The 21,431-nt window shown below is 56.5% G+C and carries 23 protein-coding genes and 1 tRNA gene; 12 read left to right on the plus strand and 12 right to left on the minus strand.

Annotated features, from left to right (window positions below; all coding sequences use genetic code 11):
- Positions 1 to 36: 36 nt before the first annotated feature.
- Positions 37 to 1,563 carry an FkbM family methyltransferase gene (locus tag ACR0KG_RS13280; protein WP_480541144.1) on the minus strand — a complete coding sequence of 509 codons (1,527 nt, stop codon included), beginning with the start codon at positions 1,561 to 1,563 and terminating at the stop codon, positions 37 to 39.
- Between the two features lie 212 nt (positions 1,564 to 1,775).
- Positions 1,776 to 1,862: transfer RNA gene (locus tag ACR0KG_RS13285), tRNA-Leu, on the minus strand.
- 141 nt (positions 1,863 to 2,003) lie between these two features.
- Here ACR0KG_RS13285 and ACR0KG_RS13290 point away from each other — a divergent pair.
- Together ACR0KG_RS13290 and lipB are read left to right on the plus strand one after the other, a co-directional pair.
- Positions 2,004 to 2,663: a DsbA family oxidoreductase gene (locus ACR0KG_RS13290; protein WP_480827544.1), complete on the plus strand. Its 660-nt coding sequence runs from the start codon at positions 2,004 to 2,006 to the stop codon at positions 2,661 to 2,663.
- Positions 2,664 to 2,702: 39 nt separating this feature from the next.
- Positions 2,703 to 3,359, plus strand: a complete 657-nt coding sequence (gene lipB / locus ACR0KG_RS13295; protein ID WP_480547906.1) for a lipoyl(octanoyl) transferase LipB — start codon at positions 2,703 to 2,705, stop codon at positions 3,357 to 3,359.
- Positions 3,360 to 3,841: 482 nt separating this feature from the next.
- On the opposite strand, the gene ACR0KG_RS13300 is transcribed toward lipB, so the two are convergent.
- Positions 3,842 to 4,261, minus strand: coding sequence for an HIT family protein (locus tag ACR0KG_RS13300; RefSeq protein WP_480498693.1), 420 nt, complete (start codon positions 4,259 to 4,261; stop codon positions 3,842 to 3,844).
- An 84-nt stretch (positions 4,262 to 4,345) separates the two neighbouring features.
- Positions 4,346 to 5,101 (minus strand): glutathione S-transferase family protein, encoded by a 756-nt coding sequence (locus ACR0KG_RS13305; protein WP_480827545.1) that lies wholly within the window; start codon positions 5,099 to 5,101, stop codon positions 4,346 to 4,348.
- Positions 5,102 to 5,290: 189 nt separating this feature from the next.
- Here ACR0KG_RS13305 and ctaD point away from each other — a divergent pair, with 189 nt between their 5' ends.
- Entirely contained in the window at positions 5,291 to 6,949 is a 1,659-nt protein-coding gene (ctaD, locus tag ACR0KG_RS13310) for a cytochrome c oxidase subunit I (RefSeq protein WP_480827546.1), read from the plus strand.
- 120 nt (positions 6,950 to 7,069) lie between these two features.
- On the opposite strand, the gene ACR0KG_RS13315 is transcribed toward ctaD, so the two are convergent.
- Positions 7,070 to 8,221, minus strand: a complete 1,152-nt coding sequence (locus ACR0KG_RS13315) for a S41 family peptidase (protein ID WP_480547904.1) — start codon at positions 8,219 to 8,221, stop codon at positions 7,070 to 7,072.
- A 224-nt stretch (positions 8,222 to 8,445) separates the two neighbouring features.
- Between ACR0KG_RS13315 and ACR0KG_RS13320 the strand changes: the two genes are divergently transcribed.
- Both ACR0KG_RS13320 and ACR0KG_RS13325 read left to right on the plus strand, forming a co-directional pair.
- Positions 8,446 to 9,045, plus strand: coding sequence for a DsbA family protein (locus ACR0KG_RS13320; protein ID WP_480547903.1), 600 nt, complete (start codon positions 8,446 to 8,448; stop codon positions 9,043 to 9,045).
- Positions 9,046 to 9,088: 43 nt separating this feature from the next.
- Entirely contained in the window at positions 9,089 to 9,580 is a 492-nt protein-coding gene (locus ACR0KG_RS13325; RefSeq protein WP_480541130.1) for a DUF2244 domain-containing protein, read from the plus strand.
- A gap of 24 nt (positions 9,581 to 9,604) precedes the next feature.
- Here ACR0KG_RS13325 and ACR0KG_RS13330 read toward each other — a convergent pair whose 3' ends face one another.
- Positions 9,605 to 10,090 carry a GatB/YqeY domain-containing protein gene (locus tag ACR0KG_RS13330; RefSeq protein ID WP_170532647.1) on the minus strand — a complete coding sequence of 162 codons (486 nt, stop codon included), beginning with the start codon at positions 10,088 to 10,090 and terminating at the stop codon, positions 9,605 to 9,607.
- A 183-nt stretch (positions 10,091 to 10,273) separates the two neighbouring features.
- Between ACR0KG_RS13330 and carA the strand changes: the two genes are divergently transcribed.
- Positions 10,274 to 11,440 carry a glutamine-hydrolyzing carbamoyl-phosphate synthase small subunit gene (gene carA, locus ACR0KG_RS13335; RefSeq protein WP_480547902.1) on the plus strand — a complete coding sequence of 389 codons (1,167 nt, stop codon included), beginning with the start codon at positions 10,274 to 10,276 and terminating at the stop codon, positions 11,438 to 11,440.
- 81 nt (positions 11,441 to 11,521) lie between these two features.
- On the plus strand, positions 11,522 to 13,402 hold the full coding sequence (locus ACR0KG_RS13340; protein WP_480827547.1) for a glycosyltransferase: 1,881 nt from the start codon (positions 11,522 to 11,524) through the stop codon (positions 13,400 to 13,402).
- A 3-nt stretch (positions 13,403 to 13,405) separates the two neighbouring features.
- Here ACR0KG_RS13340 and ACR0KG_RS13345 read toward each other — a convergent pair whose 3' ends face one another.
- Positions 13,406 to 14,053 carry a GntR family transcriptional regulator gene (locus tag ACR0KG_RS13345; RefSeq protein WP_480827548.1) on the minus strand — a complete coding sequence of 216 codons (648 nt, stop codon included), beginning with the start codon at positions 14,051 to 14,053 and terminating at the stop codon, positions 13,406 to 13,408.
- A gap of 99 nt (positions 14,054 to 14,152) precedes the next feature.
- Between ACR0KG_RS13345 and ACR0KG_RS13350 the strand changes: the two genes are divergently transcribed.
- The 3 genes from ACR0KG_RS13350 (at position 14,153) to ACR0KG_RS13360 (ending at position 16,402) form a co-directional block, all read left to right on the plus strand.
- Complete coding sequence (locus ACR0KG_RS13350; protein WP_480827549.1) at positions 14,153 to 14,797, plus strand: pyrimidine 5'-nucleotidase; 645 nt, start codon at positions 14,153 to 14,155, stop codon at positions 14,795 to 14,797.
- Between the two features lie 86 nt (positions 14,798 to 14,883).
- On the plus strand, positions 14,884 to 15,132 hold the full coding sequence (locus tag ACR0KG_RS13355) for a hypothetical protein (protein ID WP_480827550.1): 249 nt from the start codon (positions 14,884 to 14,886) through the stop codon (positions 15,130 to 15,132).
- 73 nt (positions 15,133 to 15,205) lie between these two features.
- Entirely contained in the window at positions 15,206 to 16,402 is a 1,197-nt protein-coding gene (locus ACR0KG_RS13360; protein WP_480827847.1) for a UbiH/UbiF family hydroxylase, read from the plus strand.
- Between the two features lie 12 nt (positions 16,403 to 16,414).
- On the opposite strand, the gene ACR0KG_RS13365 is transcribed toward ACR0KG_RS13360, so the two are convergent.
- Complete coding sequence (locus ACR0KG_RS13365) at positions 16,415 to 17,542, minus strand: aminotransferase class V-fold PLP-dependent enzyme (RefSeq protein WP_480827551.1); 1,128 nt, start codon at positions 17,540 to 17,542, stop codon at positions 16,415 to 16,417.
- Between the two features lie 232 nt (positions 17,543 to 17,774).
- Here ACR0KG_RS13365 and ACR0KG_RS13370 point away from each other — a divergent pair, with 232 nt between their 5' ends.
- Complete coding sequence (locus tag ACR0KG_RS13370; RefSeq protein WP_480547898.1) at positions 17,775 to 18,476, plus strand: GntR family transcriptional regulator; 702 nt, start codon at positions 17,775 to 17,777, stop codon at positions 18,474 to 18,476.
- Positions 18,477 to 18,482: 6 nt separating this feature from the next.
- Here the strand turns inward: ACR0KG_RS13370 and ACR0KG_RS13375 are convergent, their stop codons facing one another.
- Together ACR0KG_RS13375 and ACR0KG_RS13380 are read right to left on the minus strand one after the other, a co-directional pair.
- Positions 18,483 to 18,941: an Lrp/AsnC family transcriptional regulator gene (locus ACR0KG_RS13375; protein WP_480827552.1), complete on the minus strand. Its 459-nt coding sequence runs from the start codon at positions 18,939 to 18,941 to the stop codon at positions 18,483 to 18,485.
- On the minus strand, positions 18,938 to 19,393 hold the full coding sequence (locus ACR0KG_RS13380; protein ID WP_480541110.1) for an Lrp/AsnC family transcriptional regulator: 456 nt from the start codon (positions 19,391 to 19,393) through the stop codon (positions 18,938 to 18,940). Before ACR0KG_RS13380 ends, ACR0KG_RS13375 begins: the two co-directional genes overlap by 4 nt.
- A 131-nt stretch (positions 19,394 to 19,524) precedes the next feature.
- Between ACR0KG_RS13380 and ilvC the strand changes: the two genes are divergently transcribed.
- Positions 19,525 to 20,547, plus strand: coding sequence for a ketol-acid reductoisomerase (gene ilvC / locus ACR0KG_RS13385; protein WP_480547896.1), 1,023 nt, complete (start codon positions 19,525 to 19,527; stop codon positions 20,545 to 20,547).
- 45 nt (positions 20,548 to 20,592) lie between these two features.
- On the opposite strand, the gene ACR0KG_RS13390 is transcribed toward ilvC, so the two are convergent.
- On the minus strand, positions 20,593 to 21,048 hold the full coding sequence (locus ACR0KG_RS13390; RefSeq protein ID WP_480827553.1) for an SRPBCC domain-containing protein: 456 nt from the start codon (positions 21,046 to 21,048) through the stop codon (positions 20,593 to 20,595).
- The gene (locus ACR0KG_RS13395) at positions 21,045 to 21,356 is read right to left on the minus strand and encodes an ArsR/SmtB family transcription factor (RefSeq protein WP_480541107.1); all 312 of its coding nucleotides are present in this window, start codon (positions 21,354 to 21,356) and stop codon (positions 21,045 to 21,047) included. The genes ACR0KG_RS13390 and ACR0KG_RS13395 overlap by 4 nt, the downstream gene beginning before the upstream one ends.
- Positions 21,357 to 21,431: the final 75 nt, after the last annotated feature.

Raw genomic sequence — 21,431 nt, forward strand, 5'->3', positions numbered from 1 at the left:
GAATGCCAACCCAGACGCCCCACGCGCGTTGCCGGTTCAGCCAGTGACTACGGGATGAGCAAATGTGCGCGCAAATGTAAGGTATTCAATGCCTTCAATCGGAACGGGATTTGCGGCATCACGCAAAAGCGAGGTCGTGACACCCCCCGGCAGTGCTTCATCAAATGTCGCAGCAGTGTAGCCTTCCAGATTACTCGCCAGCGTAGCAAACAACGCTTCGTCATTGGCAAAAGGTCGTACCGGTTTTTGCCGCATAGCGTCCGAATATAACTGACGGAAGTCATAGGCTTTCTCTACAAGCCGTCTGCTGGCACGCAATATTCCAAAGCGGCACGACATTTTGCGCTCGAACTGATCGAACAATTCATGCTGCATAGACGCCACTCTGCGTGGACCAGCACCAACCAACACCGATGTCAGCAGGTCCTGATTACAGGCTTCAAGCTCGGTAAAAAAATCTTTGAGGTCGGGCCAGTTAGGAAGCAGATCGCTGTCGGAAATCAGAAAGTACTCGACGTCTGGCGCGGCCTGCATCGCGCGATACAGTGCATAGTCGCCGAACCTCCAACCAACCTTTCTTACTTCAAGAAGCCCATTCTCTCGAATCCAAGTCTGATCGAAACTCAATACCTGCTCATCTGGTAACTCTGGCGGCGCAGAATTCGTCGCATCATATGCGATACAGACAGGTCCCGGAGCCGCCTTTTTCCAGATGGAAAAGAGTTTGGCCTCATTCTCGGTCCATTTGTGAGCGCGAAAGATGAACATTGTCCTTTTGTCGCGCTCTGGCTTTGCCTGGATGTTCAAATCGGACGCAGTAGCGCGTTTTGCACATGCTTCCGCGCCGTACAACACAAGCTCTTGCGGGCGCGCCAGCAGGTTCAGATTGACGCCATACCGCCGAATCGAGTGCAAAACGCGGTATCCGTGCGAATGCAGAAGATCCAGCACGTCATGGTATGTGTCTATGACCACTTCAATCAGAATATCCGGGCGGCTGTTTGAAAGAGTTTCCTGCAACCCACTGAGAACATTTAACTCCATGCCCTCCACATCGATTTTCAGAAAGTCGACCTTCTTGGGCAATAGGTCGTCTCCCGGACGCAGTCGAATACCTGCGCCATCATTTTTCGACACGACCCGGCCCGCGCCCAGATTGTTGTCAGGGTAGTCGATTGCGTTGCCAACGGAGTCTTCATCGGACAACCCAAATTCCACGCAAGACAGGTCCGACACAGCCTCGAGCTGATTCAAAGCGATGTTCCGTTTGAGGATATCACACGCGACGGGGTTCGGCTCGAACAGAACAATCTTGGAGGGGTTCAGAAATTTACCCACGAAAACGGAGTGGTTTCCGACATTCGAACCGATATCGCAAAAAACGCCCCCGGACGGGAAGTACTTCTCGATGAGAAGTAGCTCTTCTACCTCATACAAGTTTCCGGCTTGATGACGGCGCTGGATATGATCGCGAGGATTCGAGATGTGAAATTTCAGCGTCGTGTTCCGAAAATTAACTTCGCTAACCTGTTCACTATGCATCAAGATCACCCTTTCGTCCAACCGCAGTTGTGATGAGCCGCACGGGACACGGTACGGCCCAAAATGTCCGTTACAAGCGTCTTAGAGAAAGCAGACTGGCAATGAAAGCTCTACGCCCAATCAAGAATGTGCCTTTTATCTGAAGTAAGGGTCATCGCGCTAAGCAAACTAAGGAATCCGCCCAAAAAGGATCGGTTCAGCCTGATTTAGGGGATAGGTGTGCTTTTCAAGTTTGGTGCGGTCGAGAAGACTCGAACTTCCACGGGAGTTACCCCACAGCGACCTCAACGCTGCGCGTCTACCAATTCCGCCACGACCGCACTGCCAGTGACTTGGTAGAGGGGCGTATAGACGCAGATGGGGGCGATGTGAAGAGACAAAACAGCGTTGGTTTAAATTCCATCTGGACCGACATATCTGTTGGCTCAGGTGAAACAAAAACAGACTGACTGGACCTTATCATGAGCACCTCTGACCCACGGCCCGTACTTCAGGTGGATATCGTCTCGGATGTTGTCTGCCCCTGGTGCATTGTCGGATTTCGGCAGCTCGATCTGGCTTTGCAACAGCAACAGGTTTTGGCCCGTCTCAGGTGGCATCCTTTTGAATTGAACCCGACCATGCCTCCGGAAGGTCAAAACTTGCGCGCGCATATTGCGGAAAAATATGGCTCGACGACTGAGCAAAGCCAACAAGCCCGCGACAGGTTGACCGCTTTGGGGTCGGAGCTTGGGTTTACTTTTAATTTCAATGACAAAAGCCGCATTGTTAATACATTCGCAGCGCATCAGCTGTTGGATTGGGCCGAAATACAAGGGCGGCAACACCCGTTGAAACTGGCCTTGTTCGAGGTGTATTTCACCCAGCAAAAGGATGTCTCAGATACCGCTGTTCTGATTGAGGCTGTTTCTGCAGCGGGGCTCGACCCCGATGATGCCCTTGCGGCGCTTGAATCTGGGACCCATGCCGCTTCGGTGCGCGAGAAACAGCAGTTCTGGACCAGTCGTGGCATTTCGGGTGTTCCATCCATGGTATTCGGGGGCAAATACCTGCTGACCGGGGCGCAAGGCACCGAGACCTACGCGCAAGTGTTACAGCGCTGCCTGGCCGAGGCGGCCTAGCCCCTTCCCCCTGCCCCGCATACGCGATAGGAGGCCGGCATGGAATGGAAAGTCACTGATGGTCTGACCCGGTATGAGGATGCCGTTGCCTTCATGGAGGCGCGCGTGGCCGCGATAGCGGCAGGCGATGCAGAGGAGTGCGTCTGGCTGCTGGAACATCCCCCGCTTTATACTGCCGGAACCTCGGCCAAAATCTCGGACCTAAAGGACCCGGACCGCTTCCCCGTGTACGAAAGCAAGCGTGGCGGGGAATATACCTATCACGGCCCGGGGCAGCGCGTTGCTTATGTAATGCTGAACTTGAACACACGCGGCCGCGATGTGCGCCAGTTTGTGAAACAGCTGGAAACCTGGGTGATCGCGGCGCTGGGTGAATTCAACGTTCAAGGCGAAATTCGGGACGGCCGGGTTGGCGTTTGGGTCCAGCGAGATGACAAGCCGCTGACTTCGGCGGGCCAACCTGCCGAGGATAAAATTGCAGCTATTGGACTGCGCCTCCGCAAATGGGTTAGCTTTCACGGTATCTCAATCAATGTCGAACCGGAACTGGATCATTTCACCGGAATCGTACCCTGTGGCATCACCGAACACGGGGTCACTTCACTGGTCGATCTAGGCTTGCCCGTAACCATGGCGGATGTGGATGCTGCGTTGCAAAAGACCTTTTACGAGGCTTTCGAAAGCCCAGCAAAATAGTTTCTTTTAAGTGATTCGAATCGCAATTTGATAGCTCGCAGACACAATCCCATGAACTCAGATCGCTCTGTTTCCCAATTTTCTAGGTCTTGCATAATTTTGCAACGATATTAACTCTCATTTTAACCAACGTTCACTTCTGTGAATACAATGCCAATGTTTACGAGTAGCATGGAACAGCCAATCTAGAGTGAGTGGTATGTTAAACCGGTGATCCAGGGCTTGCCCTGTGAAATCCGATCAGTGTTTGGTTACGAGTCTGCCGTTCCGACCCCAAATCGGAACGGCAATTCTCTTTCTAAGCTTTCGACTGACTGGACCATCCCTTCAAAACCACATCATCCCTATTGCAAGATCACAGCGCTATCGCTGGTCGCGGCAGGCTGAGCATTGTTTGCAAAGGCTTTGAGTGCTCAAAAGTTGTGCGTTTCACCAAACTCAGGGCCATACCCGGCATAGACAGCGCGTTTCCATCGTCTCACTCAGTTTAGCGCCTTCCTGATCTTTTCCGCATGCTCGGCAATCAGATCAAAATCCCCCATATTGCCCGGCGGGCGCATTGAAATACCTTCGTGCCTGGGCAGAACATGGAAATGAAGGTGAAATACCTCCTGCCCACCAGCTGCTTCGTTGAACTGCTGGATGGTGACCCCGTCGGCCTCAAACGCCTGTTTCACCGCGTGGGACAGCTTCTGCACGGTCGCCATCACTGCAGATAGTTGTTCGGGCGTAGCATCCAGCATGTTGCGGCACGGGCTTTTAGGGATGACCAGTAAATGGCCGTCTGATCGCGGCATGATATCCATGAAGGCCAGCGTGTCTTCATCCTCGTAAACACGGGTCGACGGGATTTCGCCGCGCAGGATCTTGGCGAAGATGTTGTCGGGGTCATAGCTGGACATATGCAGGCTCCGGTTGGATGCTGGTTTCCTAACTGCGTTTGTGCGAGGCCCCATCGATGCGGTCAAGCCGCAAAAAAACGGGTGCTACAGCGACAAGGGCGTCGCCAACCAGTCCTGATACATTCTGTCCCGGTGCGCCAACAAACCAGATGACAAAACTGCCCTCGATTCATCCGAGACATGCGCGAACACAGTTCGGGTGCTGGGCCGCATGGCGCAGAGTATATCTGGCAAGGGTGAAAACAGGGCCATAAAGGCTGCGCAGTAGATATCTGCGGCGGTCAGACGATTGCAGAACAGAAAATCTCCCCCGGTTTCAAGCCGAGCGCTGACGTTTTTCAGGATTGCATTTGCACGCCCTTCGGCCAAAGCGCCTGCCTCTGGGTCATACCCGTATTTTGCCGCCAGATAGGCGGCGATTTTGGGGCGAAATCCTCCATCCCGCCCCTCAAGCCCCGCATGGATCTGCTGCAACCGCCTGTGCCAGCCCAGCCCACCGGGGGCCGCCAGTAAGCTTATGAACTCCATGATCTCAGAGGCTGCCGCCTCAGGAACCAAATCCGGGTCAGGCGCGATGCGCTGAACCAGCGAAACGATCTGGGCCGCGTCTGAAACCGGGTTTTCGTCTTCCCAAAATGCAACCGGCGCGCTGTCTGTCTGGGCCCAAACGGCCTGTGCGCGGTCCTGCTGATCCAAATAGACGGGCATCCAGGGTACGTTCTTGACGTGTAGCAATCCTTTGGCTGCCTCGCTCCAGGGGCTGGGCACGCCGCCAACCACGATCATACGCAGCCCTGACGCTGCTTTTGCCTGCTCGGTCGTCGCGTATTTCAGCATCATTCAGAGTCCTCCAGCAAAGACATGTGTACCCTTTGACCAAGTGCTGCAACCGCTGCCCGCGACAATTAATCTTGATCCATATCAAACTCGACCATTGAAGGCGCCCTCTTCGCATTCTAAAACCAGCAGGAATCCCGCGCGTTGGAGAGGTCCGACTGCGCGGTGCAGTTGCAACAGGAGGCACCTATAATGGCAGACGCAGCCATTCATGGTCACGATCATGAAGACCAGCGCAGTTTCTTTGTGCGTTGGTTCATGTCGACCAACCACAAAGACATCGGGATTCTCTACCTGATCTTCTCGGCTCTGGCCGGTCTGATCTCGGTGGCGATGACCGTTTACATGCGGCTTGAACTGATGCACCCCGGTGTGCAGTACATGTGCCTCGAAGGGTTCATGGCCGACCCGTGTACCCCGAATGGACACCTGTGGAACGTCATGATCACCTATCACGGTGTTCTGATGATGTTCTTCGTTGTCATCCCAGCCCTCTTTGGTGGATTTGGCAACTATTTCATGCCCTTGCAGATCGGCGCGCCGGATATGGCGTTCCCGCGGATGAACAACCTGTCCTTCTGGCTGTACGTCGCTGGTACCTCGCTGGGTATCGCTTCGCTGCTGAGCCCCGGCGGTAACGATCAGCTTGGCTCGGGCGTGGGCTGGGTTCTGTATCCGCCGCTGTCGACGACCGAAGGCGGCATGTCCATGGACTTGGCGATCTTCGCCGTGCACGTATCGGGCGCCTCCTCGATTCTCGGCGCGATCAACATGATCACCACCTTCCTGAACATGCGTGCGCCGGGCATGACCCTGTTCAAGGTGCCGCTGTTCAGCTGGTCAATCTTCATCACCTCGTGGCTGATTCTGCTGTCGCTGCCGGTTCTGGCAGGCGCAATCACCATGCTGCTGATGGACCGCAACTTTGGCTTCACCTTCTTTGATCCGGCCGGTGGCGGTGACCCGATCCTGTATCAGCACATCCTGTGGTTCTTCGGCCATCCGGAAGTGTACATCGTGATCCTGCCAGGCTTCGGCATCATCAGCCACGTGATCGCCACCTTCTCGCGCAAGCCGATCTTCGGTTACCTGCCGATGGTCTGGGCGATCATTGCAATTGGTGTTCTGGGCTTCGTCGTCTGGGCGCACCACATGTACACAGTTGGCATGTCACTGCGTCAGCAGGCCTACTTCATGCTGGCCACGATGGTGATCGCGGTTCCGACGGGTGTTAAGGTATTCTCGTGGATTGCGACCATGTGGGGTGGCTCGATCGAGTTCAAAACGCCGATGCTGTTTGCCTTTGGCTTCCTGTTCCTGTTCACAGTCGGCGGTGTGACCGGTGTGGTTCTGTCGCAGGCGGGCATCGACCGCGCGTATCACGACACCTACTACGTGGTTGCTCACTTCCACTATGTGATGAGCTTGGGTGCCGTCTTTGCGATCTTCGCTGGCGTCTACTTCTACTTCTCGAAGATGACGGGTCGTCAGTACTCGGAGTTCTGGGGCAAGGTTCACTTCTGGATGTTCTTCATCGGCGCGAACCTGACCTTCTTCCCGCAGCACTTCCTGGGCCGTCAGGGCATGCCACGCCGCTATATCGACTATCCCGAAGCGTTCGCGCAGTGGAACTATGTCTCGTCGATTGGCGCATTCGTGTCCTTCGCCTCGTTCCTGCTGTTCTTCGGCATCGTGTTCTACGCCCTGTTCCGTGGCGCGAAAGAGACACGTCCGAACCCGTGGAACGAATACGCAGACACGCTGGAATGGACCCTGCCCACCCCACCGCCTGAACACACGTTCGAGCAGCTGCCAAAGCAGGAAGACTGGGACAAAGGCCACGCGCACTGATCCGGTCAGAGACCACAGAAAACCCCGCCCAAATCGGCGGGGTTTTTCTTTGTCCAGCAAGCACCAAAATGCCGCGGTCACATAAGAGACATCACATTCGCTGACGCAGCGCACATGGGGTCACTTGTTCATTCCTCTGAGGATGTCGCGATAGGCCCCATCTGCTGGATCCGCGTTCAGCGCCCCGGCGACCCAGGATCTGTCCAGCTTAAGTGTTCCAACCGGGACGATTTGCTCGGCGATTTCGGCGGGTGTCGTTTCATCGATCCGACCGGTTGCCCAATCGTGATATGCGGTCGAGTATCGTACACGCGCCCCACTCGCGGGCAGATCGAGCAGGCCGCCTTCAGCAAAGAACGTGAGCCCATCGCCCATTTCCTCACCTATGATTTGGCATCTGGCTCCCAAACGGTGTTTGACAATCGCCACGAACACAATCGCGGCAGAGAACGTAAACTTGTCGACGAGCAATCCAACCTTTCGATTTTCTGCACCATCCGATATCGCATCGATAAGAGGCATCGTTTTAAGAAAATCGCCGCCGGTATTCCCTCGGACATCAATAAGAAGAGGTGTGCTCGCACACGACCTTACGTGTTCGGCGGCCGAAAATATCGCATCAGGCAGCTTCTTTTCACTCAGGTCAAAGAAACTAGGAAACGCAAGCAAGAGCCCGTCTTCGAGAAAATCCCGAACGTTCAGAAACTCCGTTGGGACCCATGCCGCATCGGATTTTCCGTGTTCGTTTCTTGGATACCAGATTGATCCAGAAACCGTGTCTTCGGCGTGCATTCTCAGATAGGTTGTTTGCCCCGTATCCGTGCGGAGTTCGTATTCGAGCAAACCGACCTCTTTACAAACACCCAAGCGTTTCAAGGCGTGCGGCCATGCGAATAGCATCGGGCCAACTACACGTTTACGCTGACGTGTTCCCGCCAAATAGTCGACAGCACGCGCCTCGATGTCTTTCACGCAGACACCGTTCACAGCGATCAACCGCGCACCCGGTACGGCACCAAGGCCTGGCGCACTTCCCACCAGGTTCACGTGGCTACCGATGGCAACGAACCGCAAGGGCAGCACTGAGATTGCATTGTTCGGAACAAGCCGGGTATGCCCATTCCCCGGAAGGGCGAGCAAGCGCATCAAGGACATCAAAAAGTCGTCCTTTGCATCGGCAAGCGCATCCCGTCGAGCGTCAGCGATACACTGATCCAACGCGTTGGGCTTGACCTTGTTGAAACTGGGATCGGTCGACAATACCGTCGTCACTACATGCTCTAGATCGCTCAACAAAGACATGCGCAGAGACTATAGGGACACACCGGGATGTCCACTTCCCATACGACGAAGCACGACGCCAGGTCGTTTCGAAACAAAAAGCTCGCCCGCTCCGAACCGCTTGCCAAAAACCCCGCAGCCCGTTCAATTCGCCAAATACTCGAAAATAAGCTATTCTCGTCCGGGCAACTGTTCCGGCAACCCGGAGGGTTCATATGCCTGAAATCGACTTTTGGTATTCGATCGGCAGCACCTACAGCTTTCTGACCGTTATGAGGTTGGATGACTGGTGCGCCGAAACCGATGCAACCGTGCATTGGCGCCCCTTTAACGTGCGCACGGTCATGATGGCGCAGCAGAACACGCCGTTTGCAGGCAAACCCCAAAAGACCGCATATATGTGGCGGGATATTGAGCGTCGGGCCGCCAAGTATCACATCCACGCAAAACTGCCTGCACCCTACCCCATCTCGGACCTGGGACTTGCCAATCAGGTCGCGTTTCTGGGGATGCAGGACGGTTGGGGGCAGGATTTCACCCAGAACCTCTACCGGATCTGGTTTGAAGAGGGCGTTGAAGCTGGTAGCGAATCCGCCTTGTCCGAAGCCTTGTTGCGTTGTCAGCAGGATCCGCGCCTGACACTTGCGCGTGCCCGCAACGCAGATTGTATTGCCGGGCTTGAGGCCGAAACCGAACGCGCGACCAAACTCGGCGTTTTCGGTGCACCCAGCTTTGTTGTGCGCGATGAAGTGTTCTGGGGCGATGATAGGTTGGACGACGCTTTGTCCTGGGCTCGCGTTGGACATGTCGTCTAAACTTTGCCATCGACACAGCAGGCTCATACGCTAGGTTTCAGCCATGCCCTACCAATGGACCCAAACCTCGGACACGGAACAAGAGCTACGCTTGTGGCCACACAATTCGTTGCCACCACGTGGGGCAATGATCGTCATATTTTCGGTATTTCTGTTTGGGCTGATCCCGATCCTGGCGATGCTGGGATCGGTCGTACTTTGGGGTCTGCTGCCCTTCTTGTTGCTGACAGTTCTGGGCCTGTGGCTGGCAATCCAAACGAACTACAAGGCACGCAGCGTGTTTGAGGTGCTCACACTGAATGGGACCCGCGCCCAGCTGATCCATCGCACACCGGGTAGGCAACAGCAGGAATGGTCCTGCAACCGCTATTGGGCGCGTCCAGAGATGCACAGGAAAGGCGGACCGGTTCCTTACTACGTCACCCTTGTCGGTGACGGGCGCGAGGTAGAGATTGGCGCGTTCCTGTCTGAAGAGGAACGTATCAGCCTATATGATGAGCTGGTGGAACGACTGCGCGGTCCTGCCGCGCAGTAGCTAAGTTCACATCTGGTTGGATGCTCAGCAGCCGTCGCTTGATGCGGCACAGAGGTGGTCTTTGACCATGGGGCCGACCCTGCCAAAATCCATCTGGCCGGTATAGCGCGTCTTAAGCTCACCCATCACCTTGCCCATATCCCGGATCGAACCGGCACCAGTGGACGTGATCGCCGATTGGATTGCCTGTGTGACCTCATCGTCATCCAGCTGTTTGGGCAGGAATTCCTCGATGATCGCAACCTCACGCATTTCACGTTCGGCCAGATCCAGGCGTCCGCCCTCTTCATAAGCGCGCGCGCTTTCCTTGCGCTGCTTGGTCATTTTACCAAGAATTTCAAGAACCTCGGCATCGCCGCACCCTTTCGCCTCTTCATTGTCGGAAGCGCGCGAGGCGATATCCCGATCCTTGATTGCGGCGTTGATCAGACGCAGTGTCGATAGACGTTCGACCGCTTTGTCTTTCATTGCTTGCTTCAGGGCGGTGTTCACCCGTGATCGCATGTCCATTTGGTTTGTCCATCCCCATGACAAAGGAACCCCGAACATATCCAAACAAAAAGCATGATACAACAGGGTGCGAAACCATTTAACCTATTGATAAATAACGATAGCCAAAAATTTGAACACACTTGACCCGAAGGCATAACCCCCTTAGTTATGCGCCGATTTACCCTTTAGGAGAGTTGCGCCATGGTCCAGAATGCCCCGTCCAAGCCCACCGCATGTCTGGCTCTGGCCGACGGAACCCTGTTTTATGGCGTAGGCTTCGGCGCAACAGGCCAAACTGTGGCCGAGCTGTGCTTTAACACCGCGATGACAGGGTATCAGGAAATCATGACTGATCCCTCTTACGCCGGACAGATCGTCACCTTCACCTTCCCGCATATCGGCAACGTCGGTGTGAACCCCGAAGATGACGAAACCAACGATCCGGTGGCCGCCGGTATGGTGGTCAAATGGGATCCGACCGAACCCTCGAACTGGCGTTCCGCCGAAGAGTTGAAGGATTGGCTGGCTCGCCGTGGCCGGATCGCCATCGGCGGCGTTGATACCCGCCGCCTGACCCGAGCGATCCGTCAACAAGGCGCGCCGCATGTGGCGCTGGCCCATGACCCGGAAGGGAAGTTCGATATTGAGGCATTGATTGCAGCGGCGCGTGGGTTTGCCGGTCTGGAAGGCATGGACCTGGCCAAAGAAGTCACCTGCGCGCAAAGCTATCGCTGGGATGAAATGCGGTGGGCCTGGCCCGAGGGCTATGCCCGTCAGGAAGCGCCTGTTCACAAGGTCGTTGCAATCGACTATGGCGCCAAGCGCAACATTTTGCGCTGTCTTGCCTCGGCGGGCTGCGATGTGACCGTGCTGCCGGCAACCGCCACCGCCGCCGAGGTTCTGGCTCACAATCCCGACGGAGTGTTCCTGTCAAACGGTCCGGGCGATCCGGCCGCGACTGGTGAGTACGCCGTGCCGATGATCAAAGAAATTCTTGAGACGACAGAACTGCCGGTCTTCGGCATCTGCCTTGGCCACCAGATGTTGGCTCTGGCGCTTGGCGGGCAGACCATCAAGATGAACCACGGCCATCATGGTGCGAACCACCCGGTCAAGGACTTGGAGACCGGCAAGGTCGAGATCACCTCGATGAACCATGGCTTTGCGGTGGATGCCGAGACCCTACCCGAGGGCATTGTAGAAACCCATCGATCCTTGTTTGACGGATCGAACTGCGGCATCCGCATGACGGATCGCCCCGTCTATTCGGTTCAATACCACCCTGAGGCGTCACCCGGACCGCAGGACAGTTTCTACCTGTTCGAGCGTTTCGCTGACGCCATGGCGGGCCGTAAAGCGCAGGCATAATCGCCCACTGCCCAAGGTTAACCCGCTATTAACCTAAATGGATCAACCCTGACGACAGGTCGCTGCGTCAGGGTTTTTTTAATGGTTGAATTGAATCTTCAGAATTTCACCTCTGCAGCACCGATCCCGCCGCAAGGTTTGCGCAAACCCCTTGGGGCCTGTCTCATTGAACAAGGCGCAATAACGGCGGATCAATTGAGGCAAGCGCTGGACCTCCAAACGCGACAGAAAGCCTCTTTGGGCGAAATTCTGGTTGGCGAGGGGTGGGTCAGTCGCGCTGATGTTCTGACGGCCCTGTCCACACAAAGCGGCTGGAAAATTGCCGACCTTGAAGAAATCCCGCCCGCCCCGGGCTTGTCCGAGTTCAAGCCGGTGGAATTCTGGCTGGCGCATAATGTCATCCCGTGGATGCGCATCGGCCCCCTTCTTCTGGTCGCCACTGCCCGGCCTGACCGGTTTCCAACTGTCACCGCTGAAATGCAGGACTGCCCCTATGCCATCATCCCGGTTCTGGCCGCGCCAGACCAGATTGACCGGGTGATATCGCAGCAATTTGCGATGCCTTTGGCCCATGCTGCCGAAGCACGCGTTGATGAGTCGCAAAGCTGCCGCACCTGGACACCGGTTTCGCGCGCCGTTCCGGTTTTGGGTGCAATTGGGGTGACGACCCTCTTTGCGCTGATGCCGAAGTTGGGGCTTTCCGTTCTTCTGATTGCGGCCGTTACCACGTTGATCCTGTTCATGATCTTGCGAGTGGCAGGCGCGTTGGCCTTTCTGGTGTCGCGGATCAGACCACGCGAGGCTGATCCCAAATCCGCCCCGATTTCCCTGCGACAACCCTGTGTCTCTATCATGGTCCCGCTGTACAAAGAGCGCGAGATTGCAGGCGCTTTGATCCAACGCTTGCAACGGTTGACCTATCCCAAGGCGCTGCTGGATGTGATCCTGGTGCTGGAAGAAAGTGACGAAGTCACGCGCGAAACCGTTGCCAAGGCCCATCTGCCCAGTTGGATCAGAACCGTCGAAGTTCCCGAGTTGAACGGCCTGACCACAAAGCCGCGCGCGATGAACTATGCGCTGGATTTCTGCCGGGGCGACATTCTGGGCGTTTGGGATGCCGAAGATGCGCCTCAACCGGATCAGATCGAACGCGTTGTCGAACACTTCACCCAAGCCGCACCGGATGTGGTTTGCCTGCAAGGGGTTCTGGACTATTACAACCCTCGCACCAATTGGCGCTCGCGCTGTTTTGCGATTGAGTACAATAGCTGGTTTCGCGTTATTTTGCAGGGGATTGCCCGGTTGGGCCTTGTGGTGCCATTAGGTGGAACCACGTTTTTCTTTCGCCGTGACAAGCTGGTCGAACTGGGCGGCTGGGATGCCCATAATGTGACCGAAGATGCAGACCTGGGCGTGCGCCTCAGCCGTGCCGGATACCGCACTGAGATGGTTGATACCACCACCTATGAAGAGGCCAATTTCCGCGCCTGGCCCTGGGTCAAACAGCGTTCGCGCTGGCTCAAGGGATTTATGGTCACCTATCTGGTGCATATGCGCAGCCCCTTGAAACTGTACCGCGATCTTGGACCGATGAAGTTTGCCGGGGTACAGGCGTTCTTTCTGGGCACTCTGGGACAGTTCCTTCTGGCTCCGGTACTATGGGTCTTTTGGTTATCGACACTGGGTGTGTCGAACCCAATGCAAACCATCTTGCCCTCTGCTCTCATCCCGCCTTTGCTAATGCTGTTCATTGTAACCGAAGCGATCAACACTGCGGTTGGGATGCTGGCCGTCGCCGCACGCGAGCGGCGGTTCCTTCTGCCATGGGTGCCGACGATGGGGCTGTATTTTCCCTTGGGCGTCGTTGCCGCCTACAAGGCGTTGTGGGAGTTGGTGTTCAACCCGTTCTTCTGGGATAAAACCCAACACGGCCAAGCAGCCGAGGACCTGCAACAGATCTGAGCGTCAGTTTTCCCGCCGCACGGCATCCTGTTTGAGGCGTGTCATAAACGCGACGGAGATATGCTCTTTCAGGGCGCGGCCTGCGGCTTCTTCATCCCGTGCGGCTATGGCATCGACAATGGCTTTGTGTTCGCTCTGCGCAATCTCACCCCGCCCTTGAGCCGCCAGGGACGTCGTTGCCATCAAGGCCATCGTGCGGTGCACCAGATCCAATTGCTGCACCAGATACCGGTTGTGCGAGGCTAAATGTATCTGCTCATGAAACCGACGGTTTGCCCGCGCCAAGGCGGTTGGGTCATCGACCAAAGCATCATCCTCGGCCACCATTTCCTGCAGAACTCTGATTTCTTCTTCGGTGGCATGCTTGGCGGCCAGACGGGCGGCTAGACCTTCTAACTCACGCCGTACCACATACAACTCGGCCATCTGGTTGTGATCCAAAGACGCCACGATCAGCGACCGTCCGTCCCGTTCCAACAAAGACTGCGTCTCAAGCCGCTGCAGCGCCTCGCGAATCGGAGTGCGCGAGACACCAAACCGCTCGGCCAACTCACTTTCAACCAGACGATTGCCGGGTTTGTAGACACCCACGTCAATCGCTTCCAAGATCAGGCTATAGGCGTCCTTGTTGGATTGTCGGGATTGGGGCATGTGTCTTACGTCTCCTCGTTCGGACATGTCTATCCGTGTCCGGGCCGTGCAATCAAGCCCGGCATTGAAAAGCACCAGATTGCAGCCTAAACCCACATCATGGTCAAACCTGCCTTTAGCCACGTCACCCAATGGGTGTTCGATCTGGACAACACTCTTTATCCGCCGCACATGCGCCTGTTCGACCAGATCGAGGTGTTGATGACGGATTACGTCGTACAGGCCATCGGCGTGGACCGGGCCGAGGCCGACCGGCTGCGCAGCCACTACTGGCGCGAGTATGGCACCACGCTGGCAGGGTTGATGGCTGAACACGATTTGGACCCTGATCCCTATCTGCATGCGGTCCATCAGGTCGATATGAGCCATATGGACGCCGATGCCGAACTGGCTGCCCATATCCGCGCCCTGCCCGGTCGGCGCATCGTTTATACCAATGGCAGCGCGCCCTATGCCGAACGCGTACTTGAGGCGCGTGGGCTGACAGGTCTGTTTGATGCGATCTACGGCGTCGAACATGCAGGCTATCGCCCGAAACCGGAGAAAGCAGCTTTCGAGACGATCTTTGCGCAGGATGGCATTCAGGCCGATAAGGCTGCCATGTTCGAGGATGACCCCCGCAATCTGGCCGCCCCGCACGAGATGGGAATGCGCACCGTTCACGTCGCGCCAGACCCGCATGAGGCCGACCATATCCACCATCACACGGACGATCTAACCGCCTTTCTGGCGCGCCTGCGATAGGCTGTCACACTGCGACGATCTGCACATTCTGCACCTGCAGCATCAATCCTATATCCCGTTTTGCGACGAACAGAACGGAGACCCCGATGACCGCGATCGAGATGCCTCGGCGCCAGCCGATTTGGCAGCGCTTGTTTTATAGAATTCCCCTGCTTGGCTGGCTGGCACGAGACGCCGCAGAGGGCGAACCTGAGGACCTTGTGTACACCGCGGCGGCGATCTTCAGCATGTGGGGGTGCTCGGCTTTGCTATTCGGTCTGCCGGGTCTTTACATCCCAGCGGTACTGATGGTTCCAATCATGTTCCTGATCCTCATCCTGATTTCACGCGGATAGGGCACGAGACAGGATGTCACTTGGCGCAGGCGGCGGAACCGCACTAGGGTCTGCCGGGAACGGAGTAAGCGCCATGATCAACAGCTGTGACATTCTGATTTCCGGCGGAGGAATCGCGGGCCTGACTGCGGCGGCGGCCTTTGGCACAGCTGGGTACAATGTGGTCTGCGTTGACCCGACCCCTCCGATCACTGAACGCGATGTTGATGGGTCAGACCTGCGGACCACGGCCTTTCTTCAGCCCGCGCAGGCGTTGTTGGAACAGTGTGGATTGTGGGGCCGGCTGAAATCGTACGCAGCTCCCTTGCAGATTATGCGTATCGTTGACGCGGGCGGTGACATCCCTGAACCGCGCGTGGTGCGGGATTTCAACGCCTCTGACATCTCGGATCAGCCATTTGGCTGGAACCTGCCCAACTGGCTGCTGCGACGCGAGATGGTGGCTCGGCTGGCCGAGTTGCCCAACGTCGATTTCCGCCCCGGAACAGGTACCGTCAGCCTGTTCACCCGCACCGCTGAGGCGCGTGTCGGCCTGAGTGATGGCAGCCGGCTCCAGTGCAAACTGATCATCGCTGCAGACGGTCGGAATTCTCCCATGCGCGAAGCCGCGGGAATTACAGTTCACACCACACGCTATGGCCAGAAAGCGCTTGCCTTTGCCGTCACACATCCCATAGCGCATGAAAACGTCTCGACCGAGATACACCTGTCCGGTGGCCCCTTCACGCTGGTGCCTTTGCCCGATTGGCAGGGTCAACCTTCATCTGCAATCGTCTGGATGGAACGCGGGCCACGTGCGATTGAGTTGCTGAACCTCGATACCAATGCATTCGAAACCGCGATGACCGAGCGGTCCTGCGGTTTGTTCGGGCCGTTGAAACTGGCCTCGCGCCGGACGATCTGGCCAATCATCAGCCAATCTGCTGCGCGCCTGTCGGGCGAGCGCATCGCGCTGATGGCCGAGGCCGCCCATGTGGTGCCCCCTATCGGCGCGCAAGGCCTGAACATGTCGCTGGGTGATCTGCGGTCGCTGCTGGATCTGGCGCAAGCCCGACCCGATGGTTTGGGCGACGCGCAAATGCTGGATGCCTATCACAAGGCGCGCCATGCCGAGATTGACCTGCGGGTTAAAGGCATTGACCTGCTGAACCGCGCCTCGATGATCGAGGCGCGCCCGTTGCGCGATGCCCGCGCTATGGGGCTGAACGCCTTGTATTCGATGGCACCAGTACGCAAGACGCTGATGCAGATGGGCCTCGGCGTTCGCTAAGGCCCAACAGGTTCATAGAACCTGATCCAGAACGCGTTTCAAGCGGGCGATGGTGCCATCGACATCATACAGCTTGTCGAGGCCGAACAGACCAAGCCGAAACGTGCTGAACCCAGCCGGTTCGTCACATTGCAGCGGCACGCCAGCCGCGATCTGCATTCCCTGCGCTGCGAATTTTTTTCCATTCTGAACGTCCGGATCAGCCGTATAGCTGACAACAACGCCTGGCGCGCCAAATCCATCCGCGGCCACCGAGACAACACCCCTCTCCTTCAGCATCGCCCGCACACCATTGCCCAACGCCCATTGCGCATCGCGCAGCTTCTCGAACCCGTAACCTTGCGTCTCAAGCATCGTATCGCGAAACGCGGTCAACGCATCCGTGGGCATAGTGGCGTGATAGGCATGTCCCCCATTGTCATAGGCCTGCATAATCTGACGCCACTTTTTGAGATCCACTGCAAAACTGTCGGACGCGGTCTCTTGCAACCGCGCCTCGGCCCGCTCGGACAGCATGACAAGACCGGCGCAGGGCGATGCGCTCCAGCCCTTTTGTGGGGCCGAGATCAGGACGTCCACACCGGTTGCTTTCATATCCACCCAGGCGCAGCCAGACGCGATGCAATCCAGAACCATCAACGCACCGACCTCATGCGCAGCAGTAGCCATAGCGGCCACATAGTCATTGGGCAGGATCACCCCGGCCGAGGTTTCCACATGCGGTGCGAAGACCACATCCGGGCGGGTCTCACGAATGGTGGCAACCACATCCTCGATAGGTGCAGGTGCAAAGGGCGATGGGCTGGAATTCCCCGTTTCCCGGGCTTTCAGGACAGTCACCGCTTTGGTCAAAGCACCGCTTTCGACGATCTGGCTCCACCGGTAGGAAAACCACCCATTTCTCACCACCAGAACCTCGGCGTTGCGAGCGAATTGACGGGCAACAGCCTCCATCCCATAGGTGCCACCGCCGGGAATGATGGCAACGCCATCGGCGTTGTATACCTCGCGCAGCATGTCAGAGATATCGCGCATGACCTGCTGAAATCTCGACGACATGTGATTCAACGAGCGATCGGTAAAGACAACCGAGAACTCTTCAAGACCGTTTGGATCCACGGTTTCCAGCAATGCAGGCATTTCGAATCCTTTCCTCAGACTTTTCGGGGAGACTGGCGGGATTACCTAAGCGGGTAAAGGCAAAACGGCGCGACAAAACTGACCCAAGGTCAAGTGAAACAATCCCTGAGATTCCGTACTAAAGGCTTCAAATACAGCAAAAATGACGCCAATTAGTATCAGCTCCCCTTTACACTTTTGCTTGCTTCTGACCAGATGCATACACTTTTTGCTTGAAGGGATAATTTCACAGGTGAATGTTCAAAAGCGGATCAGCTTCCAGGTCGTTCGTGACGAAGTCAAACGTCGTATCGAAAGCCGCATCTGGCCTCAGGGCTCGCTTTTACCGACAGAAACGCAACTGGCTGAAGAGTTCAACTGCGCCCGTGCAACTGTGAATCGGGCGCTGCGCGAACTCGCCGATCAGGGCTTTGTCGAACGCAAGCGCAAAAGCGGGACGCGGGTCAAAAAGGAACCAAGCCGTCATGCAAAGCTAGAGCTTTTGCTGGCCCGGCAGATGGTGCAAAACCAAAACGCTGACTATCGGTATGCGCTGGTCGAGCGGAATGTGGAATTAAGCCCGGGATGGCTGGCTTCTCAGCTCGGCGTTGCATGCGACGCACGTGTTCTGAACCTGACTTGCATGCATTATGCCGACAACCGCCCCTTTCAGTTGGAAGAGCGGTGGATCAATATCGAAGCCGTTCCCGAGATCGAAGATGCCAACCTAACCGATAGTGGTCCGCATGAATGGCTGTTGAACGCCGCGCCGTTTAACGAAGCTGAAGTTTCGTTCAGCGCAGTCTCGGCTGACAGTCGCCTTACTGAGTTCATGGGTACGACGGCGGGAACCTCGATGATCCAGATGGAAAAGACGACATGGAAAGATGACACCCCGTTAAGTTTTGCGCGGATCACGCATCACCCGAGCTATCGCATCCGGACAAAGTACTAGACGCCGTCAGCCAATCGGCCCGGGCAGCCGTTCCTCGCTGAGCAGAACATTCGCCTCAACATCGCCTGCACCCGGCAGGGTCATGATCCGGCGGCGCAGCACTCGTTCGAAATCGGACAAGTCCCGCGCCACAACGCGCAACCGGTAATCATACAGCCCCAACACATGTTCGACAGTCTGCACTTCGGGGATAGCACTGACGGCGCGTTCGAAATCTTCCAGACTGACCTGTCCTTTGCGGGCCAGCTTCACACCCAGGAAAACCGTAACGCCGAACCCCAAAGCCTCGGCATTCAGGCGCAGCCGGCGGCCCTTGATGACGCCGGCCTCTTCGAGCCTGCGAATACGCCGCCACGTGGCGGGCTGTGACAATCCGAGTTTGCGACCAAGGGCACCCGCGCTTTGGGTTGCGTCCAGACATAGGGCGCGCAGGATCTGTCGATCAGTTTCGTCGAGTTCGATCATACCGGCAGCACCTCGTCCCGCTTGACCCGCGCGATATGCATTAACGCTTCGATATCAGCGATATGCGGCAGGGTCAGGATGCGATCCCGATACAGCTGCTGATAATGCGCCATATCCTTTGCCAGAATGGACAGGCGCACATCCACCCTACCCAGAAAGGTCTGTATCTCGATCACTTCTGGCACCTGTCGGGCTGCAGCGGTGAACTCATCAAATGCGCGCGGCTGTGTCTTATCCAGTGTCACACGCAATGACACCTCGACCGCGTAGCCCAAAGCGGTCCAGTCAATCACTGCCTCTTGGCCCTCGACAATTCCTGCGGCCTGCATCTTTTCGATACGTCGCCAACAAACACCTTGCGTGATCCGACACCGTTCGGCCAATTCAGCGGTCGAAAGGCTGGGCTCGGCCTGAAAATGGCGCAAGATACGTCGATCAATCTCATCAAGCATGAATTTTCCAGAATCTTTCACCAACACGAATACTTCTTCTTGTTTTTTGTGAATATCTGATGCCGACGCGCTCGCCAATACCAAAAGCTCCGGCTAAAAGCACAGCAATCGAAACAGAAAGGACCGGCGAAATGCGCGTCTACTACGATCGCGATTGCGACATCAACCTGATCAAAGACAAAAAAGTGGCCATCCTGGGCTATGGCAGCCAAGGCCACGCGCACGCACTGAACCTGCGCGACTCGGGTGCGAAGAACCTGGTCGTCGCCCTGCGCGAAGGTTCGCCCTCGGCCAAGAAAGCCGAAGGTGAAGGTCTGACGGTCATGGGTATCGCCGAAGCGGCCGCATGGTGCGACGTCATCATGTTCACCATGCCCGACGAACTGCAGGCTGAAACCTACAAGAAATACGTGCATGACAACATCAAGCCGGGCTCGGCCATTGCCTTCGCTCACGGCCTGAACGTGCATTTCGGCCTGATCGAGCCGAAAGAAGGCGTCGACGTGATCATGATGGCCCCCAAAGGCCCCGGCCACACCGTTCGCGGCGAATACACCAAAGGCGGCGGCGTGCCCTGCCTTGTTGCTGTAGACAACGATGCAACCGGCAAAGCGCTGGAAATCGGCCTGTCTTACTGCTCGGCCATCGGTGGCGGCCGCTCGGGCATCATCGAGACCAACTTCCGCGAAGAATGCGAAACCGACCTGTTCGGCGAACAAGCCGTACTGTGCGGTGGCCTGGTTGAGCTGATCCGCTGCGGCTTTGAAACTCTGGTCGAAGCGGGCTACGCGCCCGAGATGGCTTACTTCGAGTGTCTGCACGAAGTGAAGCTGATCGTTGACCTGATCTATGAAGGCGGTATCGCGAACATGGATTACTCGATCTCGAACACGGCTGAGTACGGCCAATACGTCACCGGCCCGCGTATCCTGAAATACGACGAGACCAAAGCACGTATGAAAGAGGTTCTGAACGACATCCAGCAGGGTAAATTCGTTCGCGACTTCATGCTGGAAAACGCCGTTGGCCAGCCGACCATCAAAGCGTCGCGCCGTGCAAATGACGAGCACATGATCGAGGAAACCGGTGCAAAACTGCGCGCCATGATGCCCTGGATCTCGGCCGGTAAAATGGTCGACAAAGAAAAGAACTAAGCCTGACAGATGTCAGAGTTGGGGCGACCCAAGTGGTCGCCCTTTTTATTTCGTGAATGCGTTGGCGTAACACTCGCCTAGAACAAAATCCCAGCCTGTATCGTATCCGCCACGTTTCTCCGGCGCCTCTGCAGCCCAGACTTCCCACCCCGAGTGGGTCAATGTCACAAGGGTTTTGCCGGGATCGCTCTCTTCGAAAAGCACTTCAACCTGAGTGGGAAAGTCTTTGTTCGTGCCAGGATGCCAAGTGAACGCCACGCGCCGCCCGTCTTCATAGATAAGCACCTCGCCCCAGTCGGCCCTTTCGCCATCGCACATCGTTTCATACACCGCACCACCAACCCAGGGCTCGATCATGACCGCCAGCGCTGGTTTTCCCTTGGAGGCCGACACTGCATGGCCGTCCAGCGGCCACCAGTTTGCAACGCGATGAACGAAGACATCAAAAGCCCTATTCGGCGCAGCGTTCACGGTAATAGATTTGACAATTGGATTGGTCATACATCGTGCCTTTCCCGATTGATTTCTTCTGCAAAACTGCCCAGCACGTCCGACCAGTGTCTTTCCAGCCATGCCCGAATGCTGTCCAACCCATCTGGACGTGCAAAGTAAATACGACGCGTCCCTTCTGATCGGCATTCGACCAATCCGGCGTCAGACAAAACCTTCAGATGCTGCGATACCGCTGGGCGGCTGACGGGTAGCGTTTCCGCCAAGGCCCCGACCGCAGAAGGCCGGGCCGCTACCGCTTCGAAAACCCTAAGGCGCGTTGGATCACCTAGGGCTGAAAATGTATCATGGTAAGTCATAACTTACCGTAAGTTATAACTTACGTATTGTCAAATTCAGCCACGTGACATCTGTAAAATCAAAGGATAAGGGGG

The organism is Ruegeria sp. H4 (genome assembly GCF_056533065.1).

What these genes read in the sequence shown, in the direction of transcription:
- ACR0KG_RS13290 (WP_480827544.1), top strand. Translation starts at nt 2,004, where the DNA reads ATGAGCACCTCTGACCCACGGCCCGTACTTCAGGTGGATATCGTCTCG.
- lipB (WP_480547906.1), top strand. Translation starts at nt 2,703, where the DNA reads ATGGAATGGAAAGTCACTGATGGTCTGACCCGGTATGAGGATGCCGTT.
- ACR0KG_RS13300 (WP_480498693.1), bottom strand. Translation starts at nt 4,261, where the DNA reads ATGTCCAGCTATGACCCCGACAACATCTTCGCCAAGATCCTGCGCGGC.
- ACR0KG_RS13305 (WP_480827545.1), bottom strand. Translation starts at nt 5,101, where the DNA reads ATGATGCTGAAATACGCGACGACCGAGCAGGCAAAAGCAGCGTCAGGG.
- ctaD (WP_480827546.1), top strand. Translation starts at nt 5,291, where the DNA reads ATGGCAGACGCAGCCATTCATGGTCACGATCATGAAGACCAGCGCAGT.
- ACR0KG_RS13320 (WP_480547903.1), top strand. Translation starts at nt 8,446, where the DNA reads ATGCCTGAAATCGACTTTTGGTATTCGATCGGCAGCACCTACAGCTTT.
- ACR0KG_RS13325 (WP_480541130.1), top strand. Translation starts at nt 9,089, where the DNA reads ATGCCCTACCAATGGACCCAAACCTCGGACACGGAACAAGAGCTACGC.
- ACR0KG_RS13330 (WP_170532647.1), bottom strand. Translation starts at nt 10,090, where the DNA reads ATGGACATGCGATCACGGGTGAACACCGCCCTGAAGCAAGCAATGAAA.
- carA (WP_480547902.1), top strand. Translation starts at nt 10,274, where the DNA reads ATGGTCCAGAATGCCCCGTCCAAGCCCACCGCATGTCTGGCTCTGGCC.
- ACR0KG_RS13340 (WP_480827547.1), top strand. Translation starts at nt 11,522, where the DNA reads ATGGTTGAATTGAATCTTCAGAATTTCACCTCTGCAGCACCGATCCCG.
- ACR0KG_RS13345 (WP_480827548.1), bottom strand. Translation starts at nt 14,053, where the DNA reads ATGCCCCAATCCCGACAATCCAACAAGGACGCCTATAGCCTGATCTTG.
- ACR0KG_RS13350 (WP_480827549.1), top strand. Translation starts at nt 14,153, where the DNA reads ATGGTCAAACCTGCCTTTAGCCACGTCACCCAATGGGTGTTCGATCTG.
- ACR0KG_RS13355 (WP_480827550.1), top strand. Translation starts at nt 14,884, where the DNA reads ATGACCGCGATCGAGATGCCTCGGCGCCAGCCGATTTGGCAGCGCTTG.
- ACR0KG_RS13360 (WP_480827847.1), top strand. Translation starts at nt 15,206, where the DNA reads ATGATCAACAGCTGTGACATTCTGATTTCCGGCGGAGGAATCGCGGGC.
- ACR0KG_RS13365 (WP_480827551.1), bottom strand. Translation starts at nt 17,542, where the DNA reads ATGCCTGCATTGCTGGAAACCGTGGATCCAAACGGTCTTGAAGAGTTC.
- ACR0KG_RS13375 (WP_480827552.1), bottom strand. Translation starts at nt 18,941, where the DNA reads ATGATCGAACTCGACGAAACTGATCGACAGATCCTGCGCGCCCTATGT.
- ACR0KG_RS13380 (WP_480541110.1), bottom strand. Translation starts at nt 19,393, where the DNA reads ATGCTTGATGAGATTGATCGACGTATCTTGCGCCATTTTCAGGCCGAG.
- ilvC (WP_480547896.1), top strand. Translation starts at nt 19,525, where the DNA reads ATGCGCGTCTACTACGATCGCGATTGCGACATCAACCTGATCAAAGAC.
- ACR0KG_RS13390 (WP_480827553.1), bottom strand. Translation starts at nt 21,048, where the DNA reads ATGACCAATCCAATTGTCAAATCTATTACCGTGAACGCTGCGCCGAAT.
- ACR0KG_RS13395 (WP_480541107.1), bottom strand. Translation starts at nt 21,356, where the DNA reads ATGACTTACCATGATACATTTTCAGCCCTAGGTGATCCAACGCGCCTT.